Genomic DNA, 15,950 nt, shown 5'->3' with positions numbered 1-15,950 from the left:
CTACGCCGACATCGTCTGGCCCCTCCAGGGACGCATCTTCCTCAAAGAGGGGCAGACTGTGCGGGTCGGAGATCATGGCTTCAGCGATGGGCCCGGCCAGCGTGGCGCAGATTCGACCACGTACGATTCTGGGCGCTGCACTGCTGCCGAAGAACTCGCGGCCCCTTCGAAATGCCGGGCGATCGGACACCATGCGGCACTCTTCGTTGTCCCATCGCAAGAGGAAGCCGGCGGTGAACACGCTGGGCTCACACACTCCCCAGAGGTCGTTTCGGACCTTGCCGCCCCGATCGATGAAGGACCACGTGCTTGCCCCCTCAGGGGCGACGGAGAGTCGGACAACGGACGTCCCGCAAAGCGCGTGGACAACCGCGTGGGCAGACTCGTGGATGCACACCACGTGGCGCCATTTCGGCGTCATGACTGGACCCACGGTCAGCGTCCGACCCTACGGCTTACCGTCTGGGGCCCACCGTGTTCATACTCGGCCAGCGCGGCGCGGATCCTGTCGACGCTGTAGCGCACGGATCCTCCGATCTTGAAGAACGGGATCCGACGTGCCTTGGTGCGGTCTTTCCGCAGCGTGTGAACGCTTATGCCGAGTAGCTCGGCGGCTTCGTGTTCGTCGACTGCCAGTCGGTCGGTAGCGGTTTGCATTGCTGCGCCTCCATTCGTATGAGGCGCATTTTTTGACGTCTGGGGTGCTCATGGGGGTACACCCAAGATGCCACACTAGGGCCAGCGCTTGACGTGGTCTCGGGCGCGCTTAATCTGAGCGCGGATTGCTTCGATGCTCAAGCCCGGTGGGTCGCCACGCATCTTGCGCACGGTAACTTCAAGTTCGCGTCGGTGGCTCGGTTCGTCGTAGTAGTCCGGCGGCATGTTGCGGACGATCTCGACGATGTCGGGGATGACCGATTCTTCGCCTCGGTGAGCGAACCCCACAGCGGCGCAAATCTCCATGCGTTTGTCGTTCTGGTAGCCGATCGCTTCAGCCTTCAGTAGGTCGCGCGCTACCTGCTGCAACCACTGCCGGTTCTCCAGGGAGAAATCCCCTGCAGCGATCTGTGCCCACCGTTCGGCGGCCACCTTGCGCGGTGCGCGTCTCATTGCTTGCCCCCCGCGATGAAGTCGGCCACGGCTTGCCACCCGGCCCGCAGCTGCGCCTCGCTCTTGCCGACGTAGTAGGCGCCGGTCACGTCGCCTGACTCGGCATGGTTCAGCATGCGTTTGAGCGTGTACGCCGAGACCAGTTCTTCGGCCACGCTGGCGAAGGTAGCGCGCAGGTCGTGTGGTGTGATCTTCACGCCGGCCGCGGTGTTAATCGTGGCCAGCGTCTTGCGCGGGTCGCCGATCGTGAACAGCTTCGACCCGGCCCGCTTGCCCTTGAGGTAGGGCGCGATGATGGCGGCCGTCTGTGTGGCCAGTAGCAGCGTGTGATCGGTGCGGTTCTTCGTGTCGCGCAGCACCACGCGGCCGCCCTCGGCGTCAACGTCGCGAACGGTCACGGCCTTGAGCTCTCCGCCTCGCGCGCCGGTCAGCAGCATGACGCGATAGAAGTCGGCGGCCTCGCGGCTCTGCACTGTCGCGGCCTGCCACCAGGCGGCGAGTCGTTCGGGCGGGATCGGTCGCGGGTCGCCTGCGGTCGGCGCCAGCATGATGCGATCCTTCCCGGCAACGTCGCGGTTCAACGGGCTGCCGGGTACCTTCACGCCGTGCCAGTTCAGCACGGCGCGCAGCACTTGCATGGCGTACGTGGCGCGCCGCGCGCCGCGCGCCGATGCTGCCCGGTACACGCTGCGCACTTCGTCGGCGGTGATCTTGGTCAGTGGCTTGGCGGCCAGCGCGTGCAGTTCGCCGGCCAGGGTCGGCGCGCCGGTCTTTGTCTCGCCTGGGGCGGCCACCATCGACAGATAGTCGGCCTTCGTGCGTTCCTTGAGGTGCTTGGAGTCCTTGCCTCGCTTCTTCTCCTTCACGTACTGTGCGACGGCTTTCTCAAGGGTCAGGGCCTCGGCCTCGGTCGAGTTCTTCCGCTCTTCGCGCTCGGTGCGTTGTTCCTCCAACCGGTCGATCCCGCGCTGCAGTTCGCTGCTGATCTCGACCATGAGGCGGCGCGCGGCGTCGGCACTGATTGCACCCCAGCCGGAGACCTTGCCCAACGTGCGCCGAACTGTCTTGCCGTTGACCCTGCGCTCGGACACCCAGGCTCGCGCGCCGTTGGCAGTCACACGCACGCCAAACCCGCGCGTGTGGGGGCACCAGTGCAGCGTGTAGCCCGTCGCCGGTGCCGGGTAGGCCAAGGCCTTGCGCTCGGTCAGGCGCGCCGCTGCGGCCCGTGTAGGCAGGGTCCGTGTAGGCGCCGGGTTTTGAGTGGGGTTGTCCGCTGCATTCATCCGCTGTTCTCCCGTGTAGGCGCCAGTGTAGGCGGATTGACGGTCAAACAGGAAAACTAGAGGCGAACGCGTACAAACGAAAGCGCAATGAAAACAACAGCTTAGTTCAAGTGCCTGGGATGGCTCTTCGGACTTTTAATCCGTTGGTCGCAGGTTCGAATCCTGCACGACCCACCACACCCAGCATCGAGCCACAGCGCCACCGGATCCGGTGGCGTTGCGCTTTCAGGCGTCGGCAATCGCGCGCAGCGCGACCTCGTCGCGGATCCACAGGCGGGTGCTCTGCAGCTCGATCACCTGCTGCTTGTGCAACTGGCGCAGACTGGCGTTCACACGCTGGCGGCTGGCGCCGATCATGGCCGCCAGATCGCTCTGCGTCAGGTTCAGGTCGATGCACAGGCCATGCTCGCCCGCCTGGCCGAACTCCCGCCCCAGTCGCCGCACCAGGCGGGCGACGCTCTGGTGCAGCGGCAGGGCCTGCAACTCCTCGGTGCGCCGGAACAGGTGACGCAGGCGTTCGCACTGCAGTTGCAGCAAGGCGTCGCGCAGGTCGGGCCGGGCCTGCATCAGGTCCAGCATGTCGGCACGGGGCAAGGACAGCAGCGTGGTGGCCATCTGCGTCTGGATGTCCAGGTCCTGGACCTTGCCGTCGATGACGGCGATGTCGCCCCACCAGCGGCCGGGCCCGATCACGTTGAGCCGGAACGACCGGCCGTCCGGCAGCACCGAGCATAGGCTCAGCGCACCGGCGGCCACCCCGTACCACGCGCCGGCAGGGTCGCCGCGGCGGGCCAGCACGTGACCAGCCGGCAGGCGCTGCACGCGACACAGCGCCAGCACCTGGTGGCGCACCACCTCGGGCAGGCGGCCGAACCAACGGTTGCGGTGGAACACGGCGGCTTCCTCCGGCAGCAACTGGCTGGCGGGTGGGGCGGCGGATGACGGCGGGCGATGCATGGGGACGAATGCCGGACAGTGCCGACAGCGGAGGCCAACGGCCACGGTGCAGGTGGTCGATTGTGACGGCCGGGATGGGGCCCCCGTCCATGTTCCACGGGATACCGCCCGGTTGCCGATTTCACGGTCAAGGGCGGACGGGCAGTTGCTGGCGGGCCAACGTGATGGGCCAGGCGCAAGCCGTCGATGAGCGCATCGGCTTCTCCGGCGCAGGCACGGTGCGCTATACTCGCGGGCTGAACTAAAAGGGCTCTTAGCTCAGTTGGTAGAGCAGCGGACTCTTAATCCGTTGGTCGTAGGTTCGAATCCTACAGGGCCCACCATATTTCATGCGGTCTGGCGGCGAAGTGGCCACTGACCGCAGGACGGCAGCAATCAGCGCTGTCCGATCTGTGTCCGAATCGGCGTTAGCCCCTTTTATGCCGTGTGCGTTGCGCGCATGTTCTGGGCGTGAATTCATCGGTCTGAGTCCTCTCGCTCGATCCTACAGTCGATGCCATGGGGCAACCTTGGCCGAACATCGTCGATGAACTGGACCGCCACGGTTCCGAGCGAACCGGCGGTGGCACCCCTCGGCACCAGATCCTTCGCATGTCGGCCGTTCTGGCCCGAACCGGACTTGGCCGGTCGACGATCTACCGCATGATTGCTGCCAGGCAGTTTCCACCGCCGGTTCGCTTGACAGGTCGTGCGGTTGGATGGCGCCGCGAGGATCTGGATCGATGGAGCGAGTCCCTCGCCTCGGTCGACCACTGACCGTACGCCTCAGTTCAGGCTGGTTGCCATCCCAAAGGTCTGGGCCAGCACGATCACCCATGCAATTGCGATGGCAATGCGCCACGTGGTGAATCGATAGTTGCTGTTCCGGCGCCATGCCCGCCTTGCGCATGCCCATGCGACGGAGCAACAGAGCACCAGGAATGCCGGCAGGATCACCCCCGGCGCCGGGACCATGGTTGAGGCGGCCAAAGTGACGGCGCCGGGCCACGCAAGCGCGTCGATCACGCCAGCAACCCTGCGACCAGGCCAGAGTGATCTGGCCGGCAGCGGAGGGGCGGGAATGAATGGCCACATGCGGTGTGCTCCGAGAACACGTGCCGACGCTACTCGGTGAGCGATGGGGGCAGAACCGACACGGTGTCGTTTCGTGACCCAGGCGCACGCTCGTAACGTCTCGATGCACTCCTGGGGCCGGCGAACGTTGGTATCCACAGCATCTGTTGATAGGGTTGTGCAGAAGCTGTGGAAGACACGGAGGCCAACGATGTCCGGTTCCGATCTTCACGACCCGATCGTTGATGTCGATACCCTCAGCACGCAGTGCCCGCACTGCGGCGCGCAGGACGACGACAGCTTCGAAGCGCTCGACAACGAGACCGTTGTAACGCTGCGGTGCGATGCTTGCCGCATGCCCTTTCACCGGCTGGTGTTCGAGTGCTCTCACTGCACAGAAGAAAACGTCATCACCTGGCCGGGCCGGCCGACAGCCGAGCAGGTTGCCGCTGCCCGTTGTTCCGTCTGCGACACGAGGTTTGGATGCGATGACGACGATGGCAGGCTCGAGGACCAACTGCTCGAATGATCGGGCGACCACGGTCGCCAGCCAGGACGGCCGGATACGGTTCGTTGTTCGTGCGATTCGAGGGGGTGTGTATCTGCAGCGTGATGTCCAGTGCCCTCGGACAGGGCATCTCACCCAGGCCGTGATATTCGAGTCGCCGGAGTCATTCCGACGCTGGCGCGACGCAGATCCCCTCCGGTTCGACAGTCCGGTGCTGCACGCTTCCCTGGCGCGTGCAGCCGAGCTGGCATTCCGCGCCACGGAGACCGATGCTGCCGCCAGATGACACCATCGCGCTTCCCGCGTTCGCGACGGCGATGGCAGCGATCACGGCAAGGATTGCCGCCGCGCGGGACGAGGCCGAAGCCCTGGGACTCTTGCGCGGCTGTGTCGCCGCTGTCGGCGCGGATGCTGCGGCCTTCGTCAGCTTCGTCAAGGACGATGACACGCACGATGCCTTCCGATTCCTGCTTGCCTGCGACCCGGTCTGGTGCGCCGAGTACGAGCAACGTGCCTGGTACGCCAGCGATCCTTGGCTGGCCTACGCGCGGGAGCATACCGAACCCGCGCTAGCGCGTGACATCGAGGTCAAGTCCCAGCAGCAGCGCGAGATCGTGGCGCTGGCAGGCGCCTTTGGATTCCAGGACGCCTTGATCGTGCCGGCACCTGCCAGCGGTCACCTGTCCAGACTGGGTGTCTTGTGCCTAGGTTCAGCGCAGGCGTCGTTCTTCGACGCCGACACGTTCCCGTTGCTGCGAGCGTTGTCGCGTGCACTGGCCATGGAACTCCATGGCTGGTGGATCGAACGCCTCAAGACCGAGTTGCTGTCCATGGCGCGCTTGACCGACGAGGACCTGCTTCTGCTTCGTCATGAGCGCAGTGGCCTGTGCACCAAGGCCATTGCCAGCATGGTCGACCTGTCGGCCAATGCCATCAACTCGCGCTTCCAGCGTATGAACGCCCGGCTGGGGGTGCCCAATCGGAAGGCTGCTGCTCAGTTGGCTGCGGAGTACGGACTGATCTGACCCCAACAGGAGAACGGCATGTTGCGACAGTGCTGCAGCGCCGCCGGGTATCTGGCGATGTTCTTGATGCCACTGCTGTTGTGGGCAGGTGTGGTGGCGGGCCTGCCATGGCTCGCCTTCGGTGCCGTCGTCGTCGTGTTCTCGCTCCTGCGCGTGCTGTTCGGTGCGATGAGGCCAAACGCGTATACGTGGAGCGAGTGGCTGGCAACGTTCCTCGACAAACTGCCTCTGGCGTACGTGCCCGTCTACTTGTCGAGCGTGGTCGGTTCGCTGTCGGTGATGGCTGGCAACGCCAGCGCGCTCGACTGGGTCGGCTTCGCACTGAGCCTGTGGATGACGGGGCTCTTCGCGACCTGTGTTGTGCATGAACTCATCCATCGACGCCATCCTGCCGAGGCCATGCTTGGGCATTTGCTTGCGGGTATGTGCGGGTACCCGGTGCTTGGTGCAGAGCACCTTGCCCACCATGCGCGACCCGGCCAGGTGCACGTGGCCGAGGTTCCCGCCCTGGACGAGAGCGTCTGGTCCTTCGCAACGCGTCGGCTTTTGCGGATAGCAGCCGAGTTCCTCGGACGGCGTTCTCAGGTCTGGGCTCCGCTTCATACCGGCGCTACGACCAAGCGCATCCGATGGGCCCTGGGGGCCACTGCGGTCGCAGCCATGGGCTTCGTCACGATCGCTGGATGGCCTGGCGGCATCACGTTCGCCGCAACGGCGCTGGGCGTCGCCGTTGGCGTGCAGATCATCACCTACATCCAGCACTGGGGCCTGGGCGAGGACTCCCTCGGTAGCGCGGTCTCCTATGGGCGTGGATGGGAGGACGACTGCCGGTTCCAGGCGTGGATCACGTTAAACATCAGCTTGCACGACATTCACCACAGGGAATCTCGGCTACCGTACTACCGCTTGTCCCTAGTGCCGGGGTCGCCCCGCCTTCCGGCTGGGTACGTCGTGTTGATGTTCACGAGCCTGGTACCCTCGATCTGGTTCCGGCTCATGAGGCCCGCACTGGCCCGTTGGCGCGACGATCCGACGAAACACCGCTCCGCGGGGCGGCGGGTGACCTGCTTCGTCGGCTAGACATCCTGGTCGCTCGTTGACCGAGACAGTGGCTCGTCTCCCGTCGCGCCCGACGACAAAGGTGATGATCAGCGAGTCTGCATCGATCTCAGTGGCTTGTCGCCAACCGACATCTAACCGATCAAAGTTCCGTTGGCGCGGACAGGCTGTGTTGGACGGGCCAATCACCAGTTTGAATTCGAGCACGTCGCCGCGCCGTCAGCACAGCGAAGGGCCCTTTAGTTGCCCGCCATAGACCCTTACCGGAATCGTCGGCTCCCCTGCCGTCGCGACGGTGACGTCGGCCGCGCGGATCGGCCGTGGCGCGGGCTCAACGCGGGCCTCGCTTCAGGCGGTCAACAGGGCTAGCGCGGCAGCTCTCATCAGGTCACGTCGTTGCATGAGCAGGGTCTCCCGAAGAAAGGGCAACGGCGGGTGCACGCCGGCGCCGCATCAGCACATAGGCCGCAGGAATCACGAACATCGACAGCAGCGGCGCGCTGACCATGCCGCCGACCATCGGCGCGGCGATGCGCTGCATCACCTCGCTGCCGGTGCCCGAACCCCAGAACAGCGGCAGCAGACCAGCCACGATGGTGGCCACGGTCATCGCCTTCGGGCGTACCCGCAGCACGGCACCCTCACGCACGGCATCCAGCAGGTCCGCTTCGCCAGTGCGACCCGTGGCTACCCGTTCGGCCCAGGCCTGCTTCAGGTACAGCAGCATGATGACGCCGAACTCCGCGGCCACACCGGCCAGCGCGATGAACCCCACGGCTCCGGCCACCGAGAGGTTGTGCCCCAGCGCCCACAGCAGCCACACGCCGCCCACCAGGGCCAGCGGCAGGGTGGCCATGATCAGCAGGGCTTCACCGACGCTGCGGAAGGTCATGACCAGCAGCACGAGGATGATCAGCAGCGTGAACGGCAACACCAGCTTGAGCTTGGCAACCGCACGCTGCAGGTGCTCGAACTGGCCCGACCAGCTGACCGAGTACCCCGGCGGCAGCGCCACCTTCTCGGCCACGGCGCTCTGCATGTCGCGCACCGTGCCGCGCAGGTCGCGGCCGCGGATGTCGACGTAGACGTAGCCCGCCAGCCGCGCGTTCTCACTGCGCAGCATCGGCGGGCCGTCGGTGATGCGGATCTCGGCGACGTCGGCCAGCACCAGGCGCTGCCCGCTCGGCGTGACGATTGGCAGCGTGCGCAGCGCCGCAAGCGAGTCGCGCCACTCGCGCGGGTAGCGCAGGTTGATCGGGAAGCGCTGCAGCCCCTCGACCGTCTCGCCGATGTTCATGCCGCCCACCGCCCCGGCCACGATCTCCTGCACGTCGACGATGTTCAGCCCGAAGCGCGCCGCGGCGTCGCGCCGGATGTCGACGTCGATGTAGCGCCCGCCGGTCAGCCGCTCGGCCAGCGCACTGCTGACGCCGGGCACCGGCTTCACCGCGCCCTCGATCTGTGCCGTCAGGCGGTCGATCGTCGCGAGGTCGGGGCCGGCCACCTTGACGCCCACCGGACTCTTGATGCCGGTGGCCAGCATGTCGATGCGGTTGCGTATCGGCGGCACCCAGATGTTGGCCAGGCCCGGCACACGCACGATGCGGTCCAGCTCCTCGACGAGGGCGTCCGGCGTCATGCCAGGCCGCCATTGGTCGCGGGGCTTGAACTGGATCGTGGTTTCGAACATTTCCAGCGGCGCCGGATCAGTGGCGGTCTCGGCACGGCCGGCCTTGCCGTAGACGCTTTGCACCTCGGGCACGGTCTTGATCAGGCGATCGGTCTGCTGCAGAAGTTCCGCCGCCTTGGCCACCGACAGACCCGGCAGCGCGGTTGGCATGTACAGCAGGTCGCCCTCGTCCAGCGGCGGCATGAACTCGCTGCCGATGTGCTGCAGAGGCCACAGGCTGCCGATCAGGACCAGAGCCGCCGCTGCCAGCGTGATCCGGGGAAATCGGATGACTCCTTCCAGCAGCGGCCGGTAGACGGCGATCAGGCCTCGGTTCAACGGGTTGGCCGTCTCCGGCGGGATGCGGCCGCGGATCAGGTAGCCCATCAGTACCGGCACCAGCGTCACCGCCAGGCCGGCCGCCGCGGCCATCGCGTAGGTCTTGGTGTAGGCCAGTGGCGCGAACAGCCGGCCTTCCTGGGCCTCGAGCGCGAACACCGGGACGAAGCTGAGTGTGATGACGAGCAGCGAGAAGAACAGCGCCGGGCCCACCTCCTCAGCGGCGCGGCCAATGACGTGCCAGCGCTGCTCGTCGGGCAGCGTTTGCCCAGGGTGCTGGTGTTGCCAGCGTTCCAGATGCTTGTGCGCGTTTTCGATCATCACGATCGCGGCGTCGACCATCGCGCCGATCGCGATCGCGATGCCGCCGAGCGACATCACGTTCGCGTTGATGCCCTGTTGCTGCATCACGACGAAGGCGGCCAGGACCCCCAGCGGCAGCGAGACCACTGCAACGAAGGCGCTGCGCAGGTGGAACAGGAACGCCAGGCACACCAGCGCGACGACGACGAACTCCTCGACCAGCTTGCCGGCCAGGTTGTTCACCGCCCGCTCGATCAGGCCGGAGCGGTCGTAGACCGGCACGATCTCGACGCCTTCGGGCAGTCCGCGCTGCAACTCGGCCAGCCTCGCCTTGACGGCGGAGATCGTCGACAGCGCGTTCTTGCCGGAACGCATGACGATCACGCCGCCGACGGCCTCTCCCTCGCCGTCGAGTTCGCCGATCCCGCGCCGCATCTCGGGGCCGAGCCGGATGCGCGCCACGTCGCCCAGGCGCACGGAGACGCCGGCCTCGGTGGTCCGCAGCGGGATGGCCCGGAAGTCGTCGAGCGACGTCAGGTAGCCGCGGGCGCGCACCGCGTACTCGGCCTCGCCGAGCTCGATCACCGAGCCGCCGGCCTCCTGGTTGGCGCGCGCCACCGCGTCGGCGACCATGGCCTGCGTGATGCGGTGAGCGGCGAGCCGGTCGGGGTCGAGCACGATCTGGTACTGGCGCACCATGCCGCCCACGGTGGCGACCTCCGCGACGTCCGGCACGGTCTTCAACTCGAAGCGCAGAAACCAGTCCTGCAACGCGCGCAGGTCGGCCAGGTCGTGCCGCCCACTGCGGTCCACCAGGGCGTACTGGTAGATCCAGCCGACGCCGGTGGCGTCCGGCCCGATCGACGAGCGCGCCGTCGACGGCAGCCGTGACTGCGCCTGGTTCAGGTACTCCAGCACCCGCGACCGGGCCCAGTACAGGTCGACACCGTCGTCGAAGATGACGTAGACGAAGCTGTCGCCGAACATCGAGAAACCGCGCACCGCCTTGGCGCCGGGCACCGACAGCATGGTCGTCGTGAGCGGGTAGGTGACCTGGCTTTCAACCAACTGCGGCGCCTGGCCCGGCCAGGTCGTGCGGATGATGACCTGGGTATCCGACAGGTCGGGCAGCGCATCCAGCGGCGTGCGCGAGAGCGCGACTAGCCCCCACGCGGTGAGCAGCACGCTGGCGACCAGCACCAGGAAGCGGTTGGCCAGGCTCCAGCGGATCAGCGCGGCGATCATCGCGTTCCCCCAGTGCCACCCATCGGCGCGGTCAGCCGCTCGATCGCCGTGATCTGCGGCACGTCGCCTTCCTGCATGCGGAACTCGACGCGCACGCGGTCGCCGGGCGACAGCCCGGCGGGCGAGTGCGGAGGCAGCCTGAAGTCCATCACCATCTGCGGCCATTGCAGCGACGCGATCGGTGGGTGGTCCAGCGTCACGGTGTCGCCATCGACGGCCTCGACGCGGGCATCGGTGCGGTGGGTCGGCAGGGCGGCGGGCGACGGCGCGGCCGAAGGCGGCACCGCCGCACCGGGCTCCCCGGCGTTCAGGCGAACCTCCAGGCCCCTTAGGCTGGCTTCGGAGTCGACCAGGAACTGCCCCGACAGCACGACCTGCTGGCCGGCCTGCAGGCCGGCGAGGATCTCGACCTGGTCGGTGGTCTCTCGGCCTGTGCGCACCTCCACCGGCCGGAAGCGCCCGCCGTCCTCGGCCAGCATCACCACGCTGCGGCGCCCGGTGTGGATCACGGCGTCGATGGGGACGAGCAGGGTCGGTGAACGCGCAGGCGTGGCGAAGCGCATCTCGACGAACATCCCCGGCACCAGCGGTCCACCGGCGTTCACGAGTTCGAGCCGCGCGCGGCGGGTGCGCGTAGCCGGGTCGACCTGGGGCAGCAGTGACTGCACGCGGCCTTCGAAGGTCCGCCCTGGCAGCGCCGGGCTCGTCGCCGTCACCGCCATGCCCGGCGCCAGCGCCGCCGCCTGGCTCTCCGGCACCTCGCCCTCGGCCCACACACTGGCGGTGCCCTGCAGCCTCAGCAGCGGCATGCCCGCCATCACCGTCGTGCCCTCACGCACCGGCAGCTCCGTCACGACGCCGTCGATCGGCGCCTGGATCGTCACCTGCGCCAACACCCTGCGCTCGAGCGCCACGCGCCCGATCAGTGCTTCGCTCATGCCCACCTGCCGCATGCGGGCCAGCGCTGCATCGCGCAAGGTATCGAGGCCATCGCCGCGCATGGCGATCAAGGCCAGGTACTCCTCCTGCGCCGCGACCCAGTCGGGCACGTACAGCTCGACCAGCGGCGCGCCGGCGCGGACCTTGTCGAAGAGCGCCCGGACATGCAGCTTCTCGACGAAGCCCATCGCGCGTGCGGCCACGACCTGCTGCAGGCGTTCGTTCCAAGCCACGTTGCCGACCGCGGCCACCTCGGGTGCGAGCGTGCCCTCGACCACCGGCGCGGCGCGCAGCCCGAGGTTGCGCTGCATGCGCGGGCTGACGCTGACGGTCGACGCATCGGCCTGGTCGCCACCGGCGTAGCGCGGCACCAACATCATGTCCATGAACGGCGACTTGCCCGGCGCCTCGAAGTTGCGGCCAGGCACCATCGGGTCGTGATAGTTCAGGATCCGCAACCCGGTGACCGGGTCTGTGTCGCCGGCCTTCAGTCCGTCGCGGACGTGGCGCCGCGTGGCCTCCTCGCCTTGTGGGATGGTCCACTGCGAAGGGTCGGCCGGCGCCGCAGCGATCGCCGCCGGCGACGCCATCATCGCCATGCCCTGATGCATGCCCAGCCACCAGGCGGCCACGACGAGTCCCGCCGCAGCGGCCAATGCCGCGGCTGCGTAGACGAGAGTGCTGCGCTTCATCGTGCGTCTCCTGCCGCGGGGATCAAGGTGTCCAGCGCGGCCCAGACTCGGGCCGCGTCGAGTTCGATGTCGATGCGCTCCATGCGCAGCGCCAGCGCGGAGCGGCGCGCGTCGAGCACGGCGCCGAGCGGGACCGTGCCGCCGCGGTAGGCGGCCAGCACCGCCTCCACGCGCTGCTGCGCCAACGGCTCGCGCTCGCGGTCAATCAGGGCCAGTCGCGCCAGCGCGGCACGCCAGCCGTCGATCCAGCCTTCGACCATCGCCAGGACCTGACGTTCGAGTTCCACGCGTTCTGCCCGCAGCGCGTCGGCCTGCGCCAGACTGGCGGCGAGCTCGCGGTCCTGGCGCTGCGGCCGGTCCCACGGCAGCGGTACCGACACGCCGATCGACACCATGTTCGAGTAGCGGCTGCCGCGCTGGCTGAACATCAGCTCGGCGCTCCAGTCGGGCTCGCGCTCGGCTCGGGCAACCGCGGCGGCGGAAACCGCCACGGCCTCGCGGGCCGCCAACTGCGCCAGACCGGGATGTTGCGCCAACTGCGCCGCCAAGGGTCGATCGACGAGCCCGTGCCGGTCCATGGTGGGCGCGTCGGCAAGCGGCCGTTCGACCGGTTCATCCGTCCACCGGGCCAGGTTTCTCCGTGCCGTGGCAACTGCCGCCTCGGCCGCGAGCAGCGCCTGATCGATCTGCACGACCGCGTCACGCGCCACGAGCACGTCGGCACTGCTGCCTCGGCCCGCGCGCTGCGCTGCCGCCGCGGCATCGACCTGAAGCAGCGCTTCGCTGCGTTGGGCCTGCAGCAGCGCCAGGCGCTGCTCGGCCGCCCGCCGCTGGAACCAGGCCAGCGACACCTCGCGCCGCACATCGTTCGCCCGCAGGGTCTGCTCGGCCTGCTCGGCGTCGGCCTCGCGCAGGTAGCGGTCGGCCCGGGCCTGACGCTTGTCCTCGCGCGTGAAGGTCTGCATCAGCGACACCGAGCGCATGGTCATGAAGTCGCGTGTGGTGCTGAAGCGGTCGGGGCCGTCTGCGGGCAGGTTGACGAGCGAAAGGCTCAGCACGGGGTCGGGACGCTGGGCAGCAGCCACGGCCTTCTCGCGGGCTGCGCGTGCACGCAGGTCCGCGGCGGCCGGCGCCGCCGCCCGGGCGACGGCACGCTGCTGGGCTTCGGCCAGCGAGAGCGGAGTCAAGGACGCGCCTGACGCGGGCCAGGCGATGAGAAGCAGGGCAAGCGCGGAAACTCCGCTGGCACCGCTGGACAAGCGGGGCAACCTCAGCATGGAAAACCTCCGGAGGGCGCGGCCGCAGAATGGTGCGGACCGCACGCATGAACTGACTGACCCACTGCCCAAGGCACTGGGTCACCGACGTACGCACGCAACGTGCGTGCTAGGGTCAGCCCAGTGCCGGAGGTCGCCAGGACCCAGCGATGGGCACGGGCGGAAGCCAGGCCTTGTACGCGCGCGGCAGCACCGATGTGCCGGGCGGTCTGGCATCGATCGAGACAGAACCGGGCATCGCCGCGGTGAAGCCGCAGTCGAATTGGGCCTTGCAGGCCTTGCCGGTCGTGGCGAAGGTCAGGAGATCCTGACAGCAATCGGGCAGTTCGCCGAGCAGAGCCTCGCCTGCCTCCAGCGCCGCCTGCATGTGCTCCTCCATCGGGCACGGTGCCTGATGGAGGGGCGGCACTGCCCCGGCCTGCAGCACGAGGCCGAGGCACAGAAAGATGGCAAGCAGCCTCTTCAGCATGGGCGGAAGTCTATGCGGTACGGCGCCGCGTTGCCCAGACCCATCGGCACGCGGTCTCATTCGGTGCGGCTGCGGTACCGTCGAACTCCGGCCTCAGTTCGGTTCCTCCAGACGACGTCGGCGAGCGATGATCGTGGCGAAGCGCTTGTTCGTCCCCGATTCAGCAGAGAAGTCCTGGTAGACCTCGGATTCGATAGGCCAGCCGGCGAAGTGGTCGACCAACTGGTCGTGCGCGAACAGGCAGTGTTCGGAGGGATCGAACATGTCCATGTAGCTCGTGCCCTCGATCAGCACGTTGACGACAGCGACGCCACCAGGCCGCAACGCTGCCTTGAGTTGTCCCAACTGGGCAAATGCAGTCGGGCAGTCGAAGAACATCAGCAGGCCGATACAGACCACGGCGTCGAACTTGCCGCGAATGACGTGCGTCCTGAGGTCTGCTTGCGTGGCGTTGATCGGCAGTGATTCGGCACGTGCGATCCGGCGGAGTTGGTTGATCGCCGCCGCGCTGGCGTCCAACGCTCGGACGCGGCAGCCCTGGCGTGCAGCGGCCAGCGACAGGTTGCCCATCCCGCAACCGTAGTCGAGCATGCTGCCGCACAAATGGGGCAGCGCCATCTGCTCGAACGGATTGAGCAACGATCCGCCGCCTCGATCTGACGCCGGAACTGGGCGTCAAAGAAGGCCACGCTGGTGTTCGGCTGCATGCCGAGACTCTACGCCTGCCAAGGCATCACCGACGCGCGCATGACCTCGAGCTTGGCGTGGCCGCACTCGAGGCAGGTCAGCAGGCTAAAACGGGGCGCCATGTTGGCCGCTGTCGCCGTGAGCCTGACGGTAACGCTCGCCTGGCGGACCACCGTCGTCGCGATACGGCCGATGGGGCACGTCGAGGCAGCAGCCCACCGCATCGCAGCGGGCGACTACGGACGGCGCGTCTCCATGACGGGAGCGCGGCGATCTGTTTGCCAAGCCCATGGCTCCCAAGGAGATGCGGCGATTTTCGAACACGTCCGAGAACGCGCCGCAGCCGCTCATCGCCGCCTGAGCGTCCTGCGGCCGGGGCAGGCTGCGTAAGAATCCGGCGTGTCGCTTCGTCTATGCGGTCATCGACCGCGCGAGGAATTGGTATGCAGCGATCCAGCGCCGCCAGCGGCAAGGGGCAAGGGTTCCATTTCTTCGGGGGCTGGCGCCGACGCCATGGAGCGCACGTCCGGGTGAACGGCAAGCCGGTGTACGTTGAATGGTCGGCCGCCGCCCAGGCTGCGCTGGACCGCCGCGAGCTCCCCCTCACCGTGGAACTCGAGCTCTACTTCTCCTGCCTCGTCAAGAAGTTCGTGCATTTCCACGAGTCAGCGCCCGCGGGCGATTCCATCACAGTGACCGAACAGCTTAGGCTGGTGTTCCGCCCGGTCACCTCCTCGGCCTGCTCGATGGACCTGGCCGATCGCCTCGGGCGGCAGCCCGAGGTGGATCTTGCTGGCCCGATCGTGAGCAAGCTGGCGCCCAGGCGCGTATGGATCGACCATCGGCGTGGCAGCTGGCACGGGGAGTACTGGCTGTGACGCCGACGGTCACGGCATCCGCTCGCCGTCGATGTCTTCAAGCATCGGCGCTTGTGTTGGCGGCTCTCGGATTGGCCGGCCCGATCGTGAAAGCTCAAACGTCGGACGCAGCGGCGCAGAGGTATCCCGATGTCGTCGCTGTCCAGGTCCGCGCGAGCGGGTCGGGCCGCTTCGACTTCGACGTTACCGTATCCTCGTCCTACGACACGCCTTCGCGCTATGCCGATGCGTTCCGCGTGACCTCCACCCGTGGCGCTGTCTACGGCGAGCGCAGGCTGCTGCATGACCACGCCGGGGAGCAACCCTTCACCCGCGACCTGCACGGCGTCACCATTCCAGCCGGAACGCGCACCGTCGTGGTCCAGGCCCGCGACAGCCGCTTCGGCTACGGCGGCAAGGTGGTGCAGGTCGCGCTTCCGGGGCGCCACTGAGTCCGGTTCCGACAGTCGGGCGCGCC

At 67.6% G+C, this 15,950-nt stretch carries 15 protein-coding genes, 1 tRNA gene and 1 pseudogene; 7 read left to right on the top strand and 10 right to left on the bottom strand.

Translation table 11 applies throughout. From position 1 onward, the window contains the following. Positions 1-435: 435 nt before the first annotated feature. The 4 genes from ENE75_RS25820 to ENE75_RS18540 all read right to left on the bottom strand — a co-directional run bounded on the left by ENE75_RS25820 (position 436) and on the right by ENE75_RS18540 (position 3,287). Entirely contained in the window at positions 436-657 is a 222-nt protein-coding gene (locus ENE75_RS25820) for a helix-turn-helix domain-containing protein (RefSeq protein ID WP_128199820.1), read from the bottom strand. 75 nt (positions 658-732) lie between these two features. Next, positions 733-1,110 (bottom strand): hypothetical protein, encoded by a 378-nt coding sequence (locus tag ENE75_RS18550; RefSeq protein WP_128199819.1) that lies wholly within the window; start codon positions 1,108-1,110, stop codon positions 733-735. Continuing rightward, positions 1,107-2,393 (bottom strand): tyrosine-type recombinase/integrase, encoded by a 1,287-nt coding sequence (locus tag ENE75_RS18545; protein WP_128199818.1) that lies wholly within the window; start codon positions 2,391-2,393, stop codon positions 1,107-1,109. Before ENE75_RS18545 ends, ENE75_RS18550 begins: the two co-directional genes overlap by 4 nt. Before the next feature lie 225 nt (positions 2,394-2,618). Next, entirely contained in the window at positions 2,619-3,287 is a 669-nt protein-coding gene (locus ENE75_RS18540) for a Crp/Fnr family transcriptional regulator (protein ID WP_158289004.1), read from the bottom strand. Positions 3,288-3,597: 310 nt separating this feature from the next. Here ENE75_RS18540 and ENE75_RS18535 point away from each other — a divergent pair. Both ENE75_RS18535 and ENE75_RS25740 read left to right on the top strand, forming a co-directional pair. After that, positions 3,598-3,673: transfer RNA gene (locus tag ENE75_RS18535), tRNA-Lys, on the top strand. A gap of 175 nt (positions 3,674-3,848) precedes the next feature. Continuing rightward, entirely contained in the window at positions 3,849-4,106 is a 258-nt protein-coding gene (locus ENE75_RS25740; protein ID WP_199232354.1) for a helix-turn-helix transcriptional regulator, read from the top strand. 9 nt (positions 4,107-4,115) lie between these two features. Here ENE75_RS25740 and ENE75_RS25120 read toward each other — a convergent pair whose 3' ends face one another. After that, positions 4,116-4,355 (bottom strand): hypothetical protein, encoded by a 240-nt coding sequence (locus tag ENE75_RS25120; RefSeq protein WP_199232353.1) that lies wholly within the window; start codon positions 4,353-4,355, stop codon positions 4,116-4,118. A 259-nt stretch (positions 4,356-4,614) separates the two neighbouring features. Between ENE75_RS25120 and ENE75_RS18525 the strand changes: the two genes are divergently transcribed. From ENE75_RS18525 to ENE75_RS18515, 3 genes are all read left to right on the top strand, one after another. Next, complete coding sequence (locus tag ENE75_RS18525; RefSeq protein WP_128199816.1) at positions 4,615-4,932, top strand: hypothetical protein; 318 nt, start codon at positions 4,615-4,617, stop codon at positions 4,930-4,932. 248 nt (positions 4,933-5,180) lie between these two features. After that, a complete protein-coding gene (locus ENE75_RS18520) occupies positions 5,181-5,936 on the top strand; it encodes a helix-turn-helix transcriptional regulator (protein ID WP_128199815.1) in 756 nt (251 codons plus the stop codon). Positions 5,937-5,954: 18 nt separating this feature from the next. Next, complete coding sequence (locus ENE75_RS18515) at positions 5,955-7,016, top strand: fatty acid desaturase (protein ID WP_128199814.1); 1,062 nt, start codon at positions 5,955-5,957, stop codon at positions 7,014-7,016. Positions 7,017-7,383: 367 nt separating this feature from the next. On the opposite strand, the gene ENE75_RS18510 is transcribed toward ENE75_RS18515, so the two are convergent. From ENE75_RS18510 to ENE75_RS18490, 5 genes and pseudogenes are all read right to left on the bottom strand, one after another. Further along, positions 7,384-10,551 carry an efflux RND transporter permease subunit gene (locus tag ENE75_RS18510; RefSeq protein WP_128199813.1) on the bottom strand — a complete coding sequence of 1,056 codons (3,168 nt, stop codon included), beginning with the start codon at positions 10,549-10,551 and terminating at the stop codon, positions 7,384-7,386. Further along, positions 10,548-12,182, bottom strand: coding sequence for an efflux RND transporter periplasmic adaptor subunit (locus tag ENE75_RS18505; protein WP_128199812.1), 1,635 nt, complete (start codon positions 12,180-12,182; stop codon positions 10,548-10,550). The genes ENE75_RS18510 and ENE75_RS18505 overlap by 4 nt, the downstream gene beginning before the upstream one ends. Next, positions 12,179-13,369: a TolC family protein gene (locus ENE75_RS18500; RefSeq protein ID WP_158289003.1), complete on the bottom strand. Its 1,191-nt coding sequence runs from the start codon at positions 13,367-13,369 to the stop codon at positions 12,179-12,181. The genes ENE75_RS18505 and ENE75_RS18500 overlap by 4 nt, the downstream gene beginning before the upstream one ends. A 205-nt stretch (positions 13,370-13,574) precedes the next feature. Next, entirely contained in the window at positions 13,575-13,928 is a 354-nt protein-coding gene (locus ENE75_RS18495) for a hypothetical protein (protein ID WP_128199810.1), read from the bottom strand. A gap of 93 nt (positions 13,929-14,021) precedes the next feature. Then, a pseudogene (locus ENE75_RS18490) lies at positions 14,022-14,573 on the bottom strand (class I SAM-dependent methyltransferase); the annotation flags it as partial. Between the two features lie 485 nt (positions 14,574-15,058). On the opposite strand from ENE75_RS18490, the gene ENE75_RS18485 reads away from it, so the two are divergent. Continuing rightward, complete coding sequence (locus tag ENE75_RS18485) at positions 15,059-15,493, top strand: hypothetical protein (protein ID WP_128199808.1); 435 nt, start codon at positions 15,059-15,061, stop codon at positions 15,491-15,493. Continuing rightward, positions 15,490-15,924, top strand: coding sequence for a hypothetical protein (locus tag ENE75_RS18480; RefSeq protein WP_158289002.1), 435 nt, complete (start codon positions 15,490-15,492; stop codon positions 15,922-15,924). Before ENE75_RS18485 ends, ENE75_RS18480 begins: the two co-directional genes overlap by 4 nt. Positions 15,925-15,950 lie beyond the last annotated feature (26 nt).

The organism is Rubrivivax albus, from assembly GCF_004016515.1.
Taxonomy (GTDB): Bacteria; Pseudomonadota; Gammaproteobacteria; order Burkholderiales; family Burkholderiaceae_C; genus Rubrivivax; species Rubrivivax albus.
The sequence above is the reverse complement of the archived record's forward strand: the minus strand, read 5'-3'. Positions and strand labels throughout refer to the sequence as shown.

Bases quoted from the DNA above. Each gene is read 5' to 3' on its own strand.
- ENE75_RS25820 (WP_128199820.1), bottom strand. From the start codon at position 657: ATGCAAACCGCTACCGACCGACTGGCAGTCGACGAACACGAAGCCGCC.
- ENE75_RS18550 (WP_128199819.1), bottom strand. From the start codon at position 1,110: ATGAGACGCGCACCGCGCAAGGTGGCCGCCGAACGGTGGGCACAGATC.
- ENE75_RS18545 (WP_128199818.1), bottom strand. From the start codon at position 2,393: ATGAATGCAGCGGACAACCCCACTCAAAACCCGGCGCCTACACGGACC.
- ENE75_RS25740 (WP_199232354.1), top strand. From the start codon at position 3,849: ATGGGGCAACCTTGGCCGAACATCGTCGATGAACTGGACCGCCACGGT.
- ENE75_RS18525 (WP_128199816.1), top strand. From the start codon at position 4,615: ATGTCCGGTTCCGATCTTCACGACCCGATCGTTGATGTCGATACCCTC.
- ENE75_RS18520 (WP_128199815.1), top strand. From the start codon at position 5,181: ATGCTGCCGCCAGATGACACCATCGCGCTTCCCGCGTTCGCGACGGCG.
- ENE75_RS18515 (WP_128199814.1), top strand. From the start codon at position 5,955: ATGTTGCGACAGTGCTGCAGCGCCGCCGGGTATCTGGCGATGTTCTTG.
- ENE75_RS18510 (WP_128199813.1), bottom strand. From the start codon at position 10,551: ATGATCGCCGCGCTGATCCGCTGGAGCCTGGCCAACCGCTTCCTGGTG.
- ENE75_RS18505 (WP_128199812.1), bottom strand. From the start codon at position 12,182: ATGAAGCGCAGCACTCTCGTCTACGCAGCCGCGGCATTGGCCGCTGCG.
- ENE75_RS18495 (WP_128199810.1), bottom strand. From the start codon at position 13,928: ATGCTGAAGAGGCTGCTTGCCATCTTTCTGTGCCTCGGCCTCGTGCTG.
- ENE75_RS18485 (WP_128199808.1), top strand. From the start codon at position 15,059: ATGCAGCGATCCAGCGCCGCCAGCGGCAAGGGGCAAGGGTTCCATTTC.